At 39.6% G+C, this 944-nt stretch carries 2 protein-coding genes; both read left to right on the plus strand.

Annotated elements, in window-relative coordinates:
* On the plus strand, nucleotides 1-703 hold a 703-nt coding region (locus WS44_RS09560), incomplete at its 5' end, for an amino acid ABC transporter permease (protein ID WP_046434125.1).
* Nucleotides 696-944 (plus strand): ATP-binding cassette domain-containing protein (locus WS44_RS09565; RefSeq protein WP_046434126.1); only part of this gene is annotated, 249 nt, incomplete at its 3' end. The genes WS44_RS09560 and WS44_RS09565, both read left to right, overlap by 8 nt.

Genomic DNA, 944 nt, shown 5'->3' on the forward strand with positions numbered 1-944 from the left:
CTTAATTAACAAGGAATACTTGCCAGCAGCTGCCAAGTACATGAAGACAGCACAAAAGACCAACACTATGGCAAAATATGCACCATACTTTGTTAAAGGGGTTGGCTACACTCTTGTAATTACTGTGTTCTCAGTTTTGATTGGTATCGTTCTGGGGATGCTGCTTGCACTAATGCGTTTGTCTAGAAACAAGTTGCTCCACTGGATTGCAGTTTGCTACATTGAATTTATTCGTGGTACACCGCAAATGGTGCAAATCTTATTCGTTTACTTCGGTGTTGGGGCATTGATTTCTAATTTGTCAGCCGTAGTTGCAGGTATTATTGCTATCGGGCTTAACTCAGGTGCCTATGTTGCCGAAGATATTAGATCTGGTATTGCCTCTGTTGCTAAAGGTCAAACTGAAGCTGCAAGATCACTTGGACTTAGCCAAGCCAAGGCATATCGCTACGTCATTATTCCTCAAGCGCTAAAGAATATTTGGCCAGCTTTAGGGAACGAATTTATTACTTTATTGAAGGATAGTTCATTGGTTTCAGTCATCGGTGTAACCGAATTGATGTACCAAACTGAACTTATTCAAACTTCAACTTACCGTGGTGTATTGCCATTGTTTATTGCGATGATCATCTACTTCATCATGACCTTTACTTTGACTAGACTACTTAATTACCTTGAAAAGAGGATGAAGCACAATGACTAAAATGCTAGATATTCAACATCTAAAAAAGACTTTTGGCAAAAATGAAGTGTTAAAGGATATTTCAGCTTCTGTTGAAAAGGGCCAAGTAATTTGTATCATTGGTCCTTCAGGATCTGGTAAAAGTACCTTTTTGCGCTGTCTGAACGTGCTTGAACATCCTACAGCCGGAAAAATCCTTTTTGATGGCACAGACCTAGCTAGCTTAAAGGATGGCAAGGAACTAGATCAATTGCGTGAGAAA

It is taken from the genome of Lactobacillus sp. N54.MGS-719, from assembly GCF_000980505.1.
Lineage (GTDB): Bacteria > Bacillota > Bacilli > Lactobacillales > Lactobacillaceae > Lactobacillus > Lactobacillus amylovorus.